The sequence below is a fragment of the Streptomyces sp. A18 genome (assembly GCF_059026065.1).
In genome coordinates, this window is record NZ_JBWLKL010000016.1 from 144,078 (window position 1) to 152,944 (window position 8,867).

Genomic DNA, 8,867 nt, shown 5'->3' on the forward strand with positions numbered 1-8,867 from the left:
ACACGGACCGCCGCTCTCAGGCGCTGATGCGGGCCCGCCGTCCCTGGACTGCCCACGCGCGAGCGGTGAGCACGATCGACCCGTCCGGCCGCGTCGGCACGCCCTCGCGCAACGTTTCGCGCAGCCGGTCGCGGGCGTCCGGGGCAAGGGTGGCGACGTAGCCGGGGGCGGGGCCCTGCCCGGCCAGGAACGGCTCCCACAGATCAGGGAAGCCGGCGAAGACGGTGGCCACCTCCAGCGGAGCGACAGCCACGTCGACGAGCCCAGCCTCCGTCCACAGCACTCGGAGGCGGTCCGGGTCGCACCCCGAGAACCGCCGGCCCTCGTCCAGTGCGGAGGCCGACGGATCCACCGCGACCGCCGCATCCCAGAAGTGACGCAGGAACGCCATGCCCTCGGTGTAGTCCCACACATACGCGGCGACCCGCCCGCCCGGCCGCACGGCCCGCGCCGCCTCGGCCACCGCCGCACCTGGCGCGGGAAGGAAGTTGAGCACCAAGCCGCTGACGGAAACATCGCACTCCGCAGGACGCACTGGCAGCGACTGCCCGTCGGCGACGGCGAAGGACGCCGAGGGGAGAGCGGCACGCGCCGCAGCCACGAACCCGGCGGACCGGTCTACCCCCACCACCTGCCGGGGCCGACATCGCGCGGCCACCGCCGCGGTCAACGCCCCCGTCCCGCAGCCCACGTCGAGCCACCGCAAACCGTCCCCGCAGTCCAGCCACGCCACGAACTCATCCGCGACCAGACGACTCCACCGGCCCATGTAGCGCTCGTAGGCGTCCCCGGCGGCCCACACGTCGAACCTGTGCTCCGTCATGCCACCACGATCCCCGACCCGGCCCCTGCGCGTCGCCCCTTCCCGGGGAGGGCGCGCGCATCGCCGCGTACGAACGACGGCCGGGCACGCCCCGGCTCACGTCACCAGGTCTTGCCGGCCTGCTCTCGTAGCGTGCGGTTGATCCGGTTGAAGAAGTTGGTCATCGCGATCTCCAGCGTGATCGCGCCCAGTTGCTCCTCACTGAAGTGGTCGGCGGCGGCATCCCAGATCTCGTCCGTCACGCCCGGCGCACCGTCCTGGATCCGGGTGGCGGCCTCGGCAAGGGCGAGGGCCGCCCGCTCCTCCTCGGTGTAGAAGGGCGTCTCGCGCCACGCGACCACGTTGTGCAGCCGCTCGTCCGTCTCCCCGGACTTGCGTGCCGCCTCGATCGCGGCGAAGACGCACGGGCTGCATCCGTTGATCTGGCTGGTCCGCAGATGGACGAGCGACAGCAGGCGCGTGTCCACGCCCCCGGAGTGAAGTGCCTTGTAGAGGTGCTGTATCGCAGTGGTCACATCGGGGTTCGCCGGGACGTTCATGCGTGCTTCCATACGGTGTGGCATGTGGCTCCTTCATCGGTTACCTGCGCCCCTTCGGGCCCGTCATCACCCATGACGGAGCAGAGCCGAGAAAGGTAACTACATGACCGACACCAGCCCGACCGAAGCGACGGACCCGATGGCCCAGGCTTTCGAGGCCCAGCGCGACCGGCTGCGCGCGGTCGCCCACCGCATGCTCGGATCGCACGCGGATGCCGAGGACGCGGTCCAGGAGGCCTGGCTGCGGCTCTCGCGCCAGGACGCGGCGACCATCCACAATCTCGTCGGCTGGCTGACCACGGTGGTCGGCCGGATCAGCCTCGACGTCCTGCGCTCGCGCCAGGCACGCCCGGAGGCGTCCTACGACGTCGGCCTGCCCGAACTCGTGGTGACGCTTGACGACGGTCCTGTTCCCGAGGACGACGCAGTGCTCGCCGACTCGGTCGGGGTCGCGCTGCTCGTCGTCCTGGAGTCGCTCGGGCCGAGCGAGCGGCTTGCGTTCGTACTGCACGACCTGTTCGCCGTGCCGTTCGACGAGATCAGCCAGATCCTCGGCAAGTCCACCGCCGCCACCAAGATGCTCGCCAGCCGCGCCCGCAGAAAGGTGCGGGCGGTCGAGCGGCCGACCGGCACCGGCCGGGAGCAGCGAGAGGTGGTCCAGGCCTTCCTGGCGGCGGCCCGCCGGGGCGAATTCGAGGAGTTGCTGCGGGTACTCGACCCCGAGGTGAAACTGACCGTCGACACCGCAGCCGGCGTGGTCGTCACCCTCGGCGCCACCAAGGTCGCGGCCGGCGCGCAACTGTCCGCCGGCGCCGCCGCGCAAGGGCGGGCGGTACTCGTCAACGGCCTTCCCGGGGTCATGTCCTGGCGCGAGGACGGCACCCCGCTCTCGGTCCTCGCGTTCGCCGTCGTCGACGGCCGAATCGCCGATATCACGGTGGTGATCGCCCCTGCCAAGCTGGCGCTGATGGACTTGCCGGATCCGGCGTAGCTCGGTGGATGGCACCGGCCCTGCTGCTCGTGCGGTTCAACCGGCAGGAGCATCAGGGCCGGTGAGGTCGCATCACGCGACGGCGGTCCCTTCGAGCTCGACCATCTGGCCGGGGATCGCCAGTCGCGTCACGCCGAGCATCGTGGAGGTCGGCGCCACCCGGGCAGCGCCCAACCGGGCCGCCAGCACGCCGTAGTGCTGGAGGAGCAGGTCGACGTCGGTCGTGTAGACGTTGAGGCGGACGAGGTCGGCGAGCGACATGCCGGCCTCGCCGAGGACGCCCTCCAGGTTGTCGACGCTGAGCGCCAACTGCGCCGCGATGTCACCGTCATGCTGGGGCTTGCCGTCACCGCTCATCGCGGTCTGCCCCGAGATGTACAGGGTCCGTGTGTGACCGGAGACGACCTCACCCTGGTTGAATCCCATGTCCACCGACCACGTCACCGGGTTGATCGCCGTTCGTTCCACTGCCACTTCAGCTCCATTCGATTCATGGGAGGTGCGCAGTCATCGGCTCGACAGCCGCCGGGGCCACAGGCTTTGACGTCGCGTCAACGAGCCTCTCAACAAATCACGACACCCTCAGTCATGTATTTCGCTAGGGTTTTCCCATGCGCGCCGACCGGTTGGTCTCACTGGTGCTCCTGCTGCGCCGGCACGGTCGGATGACGGCGGACACACTGGCCCGCGAGCTGGAGGTGTCCACCCGCACCGTGCTGCGGGACATCGAGGTACTGTCCGCGGCCGGCGTCCCGGTCTACGCGGAACGCGGCAGGCACGGCGGGTTCGCGCTGTTGCCCGGCTTCCACACCGAGCTCACCGGACTGAATCACGACGAGGCCCTCGCCGTGCTGACCGCCGGATCGGGGCGCGGCGAGCAGGTGTTCGGCCTCGGAACAGCGCTCGCCTCGGCCCTGCGGAAGGTGGTCGACGCGCTGCCGGAGAGCAGCCGGGCCTCCGCGAGCGACGCGGCCCAGCGATTCCTCGTCGACCCGGAGACCGACCTACTGTCACGCCGGCTGGTCATGGAGGACGTACCCAGCACCACCATGAGCGAGGTCAGGCGCGCGGTGCTCGCCGGACACAAACTGCGCATCCACTACGCGGCCACGGGCCAGCCGCCGCAGTGGCGCACGGTGGACCCCATCGGCCTGGTCACCGTACGCGACCGGGGCTACTTGCTGGCCACGAGATCCGGCGAGGACCGCACCTACCGCCTGTCGCGGGTGGTGGCCGCCGAGGAACTTCCCGAAGCGGCCGTGCGACCCAACCGGGTCGACCTGGACCGGATCTGGCGGGAACGCTCCGCGCAGTTCCTCTCCGGCGGCGACCACATCACCGTGCTGGTACGGGTGAATCCGATGCGGCGGGAGGAGTTGCTGGACACCGCGCTGGCTGTCCGCGCGGAAGAACCCGACGCGGACGGCTGGCTGCGGCTGGAGGTGACCTTCCAGGATTCCCGTCACGCCGATTGGGCGCTGTGGCAGCTCAGCACGGACGCGGAAGCCCTGGCTCCGCAGTCGTTGCGCATCTCCCTGCGCGACCGGGCCGCGGCGCTCGCCGCACGCTATGGGGACGCAACATCCTGAGGGTGCGAAGCCGAGCGGGTCGCCAAAACGATGAGTTTCGGGTGCGCGCCGGGTCTATGAAGGCAAAGGCCGCCGAAGCCCAGGTCAGTGTCAGTGTCGAAGCCCCGCACCCGAGGAGAGCATCATGACCGTCACGTACACGTTCGACGTCTTCTGCAGCCTCGACGGCTTTGGCTCCTACAGCGGCGGCGACTGGGGCGGCTACTGGGGCAAGCAGGGCCCCGAGTTCCTCGACCGCCGCCTCGCCGCATACAACGAGGAACAGCGGATGGTCCTGGGAGCCAACACCTTCCGGCAGTTCGTTCAGCTGCTGGGCCCGAGCACCGCGGAGGCCGAGGTCAGTGACCCGGTGAACACCCGGATGAGGAACCTGCCGACCACCGTGGTGTCGACGACGCTCGAAGCGCCCCTCGACTGGCCGAACGCGACCCTGGTGAGCGGTGACGCGGTCGACGTCGTCGCCCGGCTCAAGAAGGAGTCCCCGGTCCCGCTGCGTTCGCACGGCAGCCTGTCGATGAACCGTTCGCTGATGGCTGCCGGTCTGGTCGACCGCGTTCAGGTGACGCTCTTCCCGGTGATCACCGGTCAGACCGGGGTGGACCCGATTTTCCGCGGTGCGGCCGACTTCGACCTCGAACTGATCGAGCACCGCACGCTCGACGGCCACACACAGGAGCTCATCTACCGCCCCACCCTCCACTGACCTGGGCAGATTCGCAGGATGGCAGAGGGATCCGGGCTCTCGACAGGCGGATCGTCCGGCCCTCGCATAACCTCGTACCCGGGGTATGTCCCGAGCCCATGAGCCGCATGTGTTGCCTGTGCCGCACGTTGCCTGTGCCGCACGTGCCGCATCCGGGCAGGAGGTGTGAGGCCATGCGCTGGATCATCGCGCCCATGCTGGCTGCCGCCACCGTCGTGGCCGTCGGGTCCGGAGACCCGATCGGCAGTACGAGGCCGCCGAGCGCTGAGGCGGCACTCACTACGGTGAAGTTCACCGAGGCCGAGCGCCAGGAGACCCTCGCGTACTGGACCGCGGATCGGATGCACGAGGTCGCCGCGGGCGTCGAGCTCGGCCACGACGCCGCGTCCGTCAAACCCTGGCGCGGCGAGGCCATGAAGACGGTGGGACGCCTCTTCTTCACCAACGAGAAGGGCCAGGACTCCTACTGCACCGCCACCGCGGTCCAAAGCCGCAACCGCTCCGCGGTGCTGACCGCCGGCCACTGCGTACAGCTGCCCGCCTCCCCGGGAAACCACTACACCAACATGGTCTTCGTGCCGGGCTACGACGAAGGCAAGCGCCCGTACGGGGCGTTCGTGGTGCGGGCGGTCGCGATGCCGCGCAGTTGGGAGCAGGACGCCAGGACCGACGTCGCCGCAGTCGTGGTGGACCCGCAGAAGGGCAGGACACTGACCGACGCGGTCGGCGGCCAGACCTTGGCCCAGGGCCGCAAGCCCGGCGGCAAGGTGACCGTCTTCGGCTACCCCGACAGCCAGGAGCAGCGCGGCGAACGGCTCATGTACTGCGAGGGCAGCACGTCGACCACATCCGGAGGCACCCAGAGCGTGCGCTGCCCGATGGAAGGCGGATCCAGCGGCGGGCCCTGGCTGGCCGACTTGGAGGAGAAGACGGGGCTGGGCGAACTGGTCTCCGTGAACAGTTTCGGCGACGCGGCGGAGGGCGGCTCGGTTGCCCAGGGGGAGATCCTTGGCCCGGTGGCGGCGGAACTCAAGGCGCGAGCCGAGCAGTTGTGAGTGCCGCGGCGCTGTGATCGCGCCGCCCGGGGCTGCCTCATGTGACGATGCCTCTATGAGCGATGACAGGGGCTTGCTGGCAGACAAGACGCCGTTCCCCGAGGATCTGGACGAGCGGTTGCGCAAGCAGTTCACCTTTCTCATCGAGGTGGATCAGCTGAAGGCGATCCTGCGGCAGTCGCCGCTTGCCGCGGTCCAGCGCCGCGAGAACGACGCCGAGCACTCATGGCACCTGGCGATGATGGTGGTGCTCTTGGCCGAATACTCCGACGAGCCCATCGATGTGGGACACACCGTCCAACTCGTCCTCATCCACGACCTCATTGAGATCTACGCAGGGGACACCCCGCTCTACGACGGTGCCGCCGGGTTGGATCAGCAGGAGCGGGAAGTGGCAGCTGCTGATGATCTGTTCGCGTTGTTGCCCGACGATCAGGCACGGCGTATCCGGGCCCTGTGGGACGAGTTCGAAGCACGCGACACTCCCGAAGCCCGCTTCGCCAAGGCCATGGACCGGCTTCAGCCACTGCTGCTCAACTGGATGGCGCGCGGCGGCACTTGGCGGACACCGGGCGTCACGGCGGACGACGTGCGCAGTCGCAAGGCCGTGATCGGAGATGCCTCCCACGCGCTGTGGGAGGCCGGGCGGCGCCTCATCGATGAAGGAGAGAAGCGCGGGTGGTCTCGCGGCAGCGACTCACCGCAGTGACAGCCCCCTGTGCGCTCAGTCATTCGGCGATACGCCGGTAGCCCTGGTGTCGCGACTACAGGTGGCGGGTGATCGCGGGCAGCAGGTCCTGGAAGATGCGGCCGGTCGCGGGTTCGCCGATGGCTGCCATCTGCCAGCCGTTGCCGGAGCGGTGGACCTTGGCCATGATCTGGGCGGTGTTGCTGCCGCCGCCGGTGAGGGTGTAGCGGGCGAGTTCCTGGCTGTTGGACTCGTCGATGAGGCGGCAGTAGGCGTTCTGGACCTCCGCAAAGGTCTGCCCGGTGAAGGAGTTGACGGTGAAGATGATCTGGTCGATGTGTACCGGGACGCGTTGGAGGTCGACGACGATGGATTCGTCGTCGCCCTGTCCCGTGCCACCGACCAGGTTGTCGCCGCTGTGCTGGACCGAGCCGTCCTTGCTGGTGAGCTGCTGGAAGAAGACGACGTCGACGACCTCCTTGCCGGCGATGAGCACGGCGGAGGCGTCGAGGTCGATCTCGCGGTTCCCGGTCAGCTTGGCGAGGAACCCCTTGCGTGGGGCGGCCTGCCAGCCGAGCCCCATGCGTACGACGTTGAGGGCGCCGCCGTCGGACTTGCTGAGGCTGATCTGCTGGCCCTTGGACAGGTTCACGGATGACATGTGAGGCCGCCTGGTGGGGAGATGGTGGAAGGACGCGGGCGCCGCCGCCCGCATGCGCTGGGTCGCGATGCGAGCGGCGGGGGACTGCAAGGTGGTGTCGCCGGACACCGAGGCCGAAGCCCGTGCTGTCAGGCGTTGACGCCGAAGTCGTTCGCGATGCCGGACAGACCGGACGCGTAACCCTGGCCCACGGCACGGAACTTCCACTCCGCGCCGTTGCGGTAGAGCTCGCCGAAGATCATCGCGGTCTCGGTGGCGGCGTCCTCGGAGAGGTCGTAGCGGGCGAGTTCGGTGCCGCCGTCCTGGTTGACGACCCGGATGAAGGCGTTGCGGACCTGGCCGAAGCTGTGGCCGCGGCTCTCGGCGTCGTGGATCGACACCGGGAAGACGATCTTCGAAACCTCGGCGGGCACGGTGGAGAGGTTCACCTTGACGACTTCGTCGTCACCCTCGCCCTCGCCGGTGAGGTTGTCGCCGGTGTGCTCGACCGAACCGTCGGGGCTCTTGAGGTTGTTGTAGAAGACGAAGTGCTGGCTGGACGGGACCTTCCCGGACTCGTCCACCAGCAGGGCGGACGCATCGAGGTCGTAGTCGGTGCCCGTGGTGGTGCGCACGTCCCAGCCCAGACCCACCAGTACGGCGGTCAGGCCGGGGGCCTCCTTGCTGAGCGAGACGTTGCCACCCTTGGCCAGGGAAACTCCCACTGCTCTCCTCCTCGGTGTCTCACGTGTGGGCACGCAGCGCGGGCCCGGAAAAAAATCTACAGCACTGTAGAGGATATGGAAGGGTGACGCGGTCGGCGGCGGCACCGAATCAGCCACGTGTGGCGGTGTGTTGACGTAGCCGTTCGCGGCGCTCTTGCTCGGACAGGGGGAGACGCGCAGCAAGGCCCGCCCGCTGGCACCTGCGATGGGCACCCGAATGGGCCCATGCCGCCTGAGTACGCGGGGCCCGGGATCTGAGTATCTGGGCGGCTGTGCGGAGGGGGTCGCCCAAGTTGGATGAGGGCATGAACGCATCCGCCCCCGTCCCCGCCGCTCCCCAGCCCGTGTCGACGAAGGACCGCACGCGGTTGTGGGCCTCCGTGGCCGCCCTCCTGTTCGTGCCGATGGTGGTGGCGGCCGGTGTGTTGGTTCTCGCCTCGGAGCGGACTTCACGCTGTATGACGTACGGCGAGCAGTGCGCATCCGGACTGCCCGGCTGGCTGTTCTGGTGGAGTACGGGTGTCGGCGCCATGGCGCTCCTCTTCGCCCTGGCCGCACCGGCCGCGCGGATGCGGAAAGCCGCCCTCGCCACCCAGGTCGTCGCCGAGGGCATGGCGCTGCTGGTCATCCTCAGTCAGGCGTGACCCCGCCCCGTACCTGTCTTCGCGACAGCGGGTTGCCGACCGACCCGCTACCACCACGCCACCGCCAGCAGTGAGGTTTTACAGCTCTGTAGATGCGCGTGGCAGGGTGCGGGGAATGTTCTGCGACAGCGTGGTACCCGCATTAGTCGTAAGACGTGATTGCGCAGGTATGGGTTCACTGCGGGAGGCATCTTGAGCGACACGCTGCGGTCCACGAGCACTCACGGGATACCGCTGCCCCCGCAGCGGCCCACTACCGCCCTCGAGGAGGCGTCCGGCGGCGGGGCAGTACCGGGCGGCGCAGCGGCGCGGGCAGGGAGGCCGGCCAAGAAGCGGGACTCGTTCTTCGACAACGCCAAGTACCTGGCGATCGTGCTGGTGGCGATGGGCCATGCGTGGGAGCCGCTGCGCGGTGACAGCAGGGCGGCGGCCGCGCTCTACATCACCGTCTACACCTTCCACATGCCCGC

11 protein-coding genes and 1 pseudogene are annotated in these 8,867 nt (G+C 69.0%); 7 read left to right on the forward strand and 5 right to left on the reverse strand.

Annotation, left to right across the window (positions count from 1 at the left end; genetic code table 11):
• Positions 1–16: 16 nt before the first annotated feature.
• Together AC5P1C_RS24675 and AC5P1C_RS24680 are read right to left on the reverse strand one after the other, a co-directional pair.
• On the reverse strand, positions 17–823 hold the full coding sequence (locus AC5P1C_RS24675) for a class I SAM-dependent methyltransferase (protein WP_493868102.1): 807 nt from the start codon (positions 821–823) through the stop codon (positions 17–19).
• Positions 824–924: 101 nt separating this feature from the next.
• Positions 925–1,374: a carboxymuconolactone decarboxylase family protein gene (locus AC5P1C_RS24680; RefSeq protein WP_493868114.1), complete on the reverse strand. Its 450-nt coding sequence runs from the start codon at positions 1,372–1,374 to the stop codon at positions 925–927.
• Positions 1,375–1,465: 91 nt separating this feature from the next.
• Here AC5P1C_RS24680 and AC5P1C_RS24685 point away from each other — a divergent pair, with 91 nt between their 5' ends.
• Positions 1,466–2,353, forward strand: coding sequence for a sigma-70 family RNA polymerase sigma factor (locus tag AC5P1C_RS24685; protein ID WP_493868103.1), 888 nt, complete (start codon positions 1,466–1,468; stop codon positions 2,351–2,353).
• A 72-nt stretch (positions 2,354–2,425) separates the two neighbouring features.
• On the opposite strand, the gene AC5P1C_RS24690 is transcribed toward AC5P1C_RS24685, so the two are convergent.
• A complete protein-coding gene (locus AC5P1C_RS24690) occupies positions 2,426–2,821 on the reverse strand; it encodes a RidA family protein (protein WP_493868115.1) in 396 nt (131 codons plus the stop codon).
• A gap of 143 nt (positions 2,822–2,964) precedes the next feature.
• On the opposite strand from AC5P1C_RS24690, the gene AC5P1C_RS24695 reads away from it, so the two are divergent.
• The 4 genes from AC5P1C_RS24695 (at position 2,965) to AC5P1C_RS24710 (ending at position 6,409) form a co-directional block, all read left to right on the forward strand.
• Positions 2,965–3,942 carry a helix-turn-helix transcriptional regulator gene (locus tag AC5P1C_RS24695; protein WP_493868104.1) on the forward strand — a complete coding sequence of 326 codons (978 nt, stop codon included), beginning with the start codon at positions 2,965–2,967 and terminating at the stop codon, positions 3,940–3,942.
• A 124-nt stretch (positions 3,943–4,066) separates the two neighbouring features.
• Complete coding sequence (locus AC5P1C_RS24700) at positions 4,067–4,645, forward strand: dihydrofolate reductase family protein (RefSeq protein WP_493868105.1); 579 nt, start codon at positions 4,067–4,069, stop codon at positions 4,643–4,645.
• A 173-nt stretch (positions 4,646–4,818) separates the two neighbouring features.
• Complete coding sequence (locus AC5P1C_RS24705) at positions 4,819–5,700, forward strand: trypsin-like serine peptidase (RefSeq protein WP_493868106.1); 882 nt, start codon at positions 4,819–4,821, stop codon at positions 5,698–5,700.
• A 55-nt stretch (positions 5,701–5,755) separates the two neighbouring features.
• A complete protein-coding gene (locus AC5P1C_RS24710) occupies positions 5,756–6,409 on the forward strand; it encodes an HD domain-containing protein (RefSeq protein WP_493868107.1) in 654 nt (217 codons plus the stop codon).
• Positions 6,410–6,464: 55 nt separating this feature from the next.
• Here AC5P1C_RS24710 and AC5P1C_RS24715 read toward each other — a convergent pair whose 3' ends face one another.
• Positions 6,465–7,049, reverse strand: a complete 585-nt coding sequence (locus AC5P1C_RS24715; protein ID WP_493868108.1) for a TerD family protein — start codon at positions 7,047–7,049, stop codon at positions 6,465–6,467.
• Positions 7,050–7,177: 128 nt separating this feature from the next.
• Positions 7,178–7,753, reverse strand: a complete 576-nt coding sequence (locus AC5P1C_RS24720; RefSeq protein ID WP_493868109.1) for a TerD family protein — start codon at positions 7,751–7,753, stop codon at positions 7,178–7,180.
• A 305-nt stretch (positions 7,754–8,058) separates the two neighbouring features.
• Here AC5P1C_RS24720 and AC5P1C_RS24725 point away from each other — a divergent pair, with 305 nt between their 5' ends.
• Positions 8,059–8,397: a hypothetical protein gene (locus AC5P1C_RS24725; protein WP_493868110.1), complete on the forward strand. Its 339-nt coding sequence runs from the start codon at positions 8,059–8,061 to the stop codon at positions 8,395–8,397.
• A gap of 234 nt (positions 8,398–8,631) precedes the next feature.
• A pseudogene (locus AC5P1C_RS24730) lies at positions 8,632–8,867 on the forward strand (acyltransferase family protein); the annotation flags it as partial.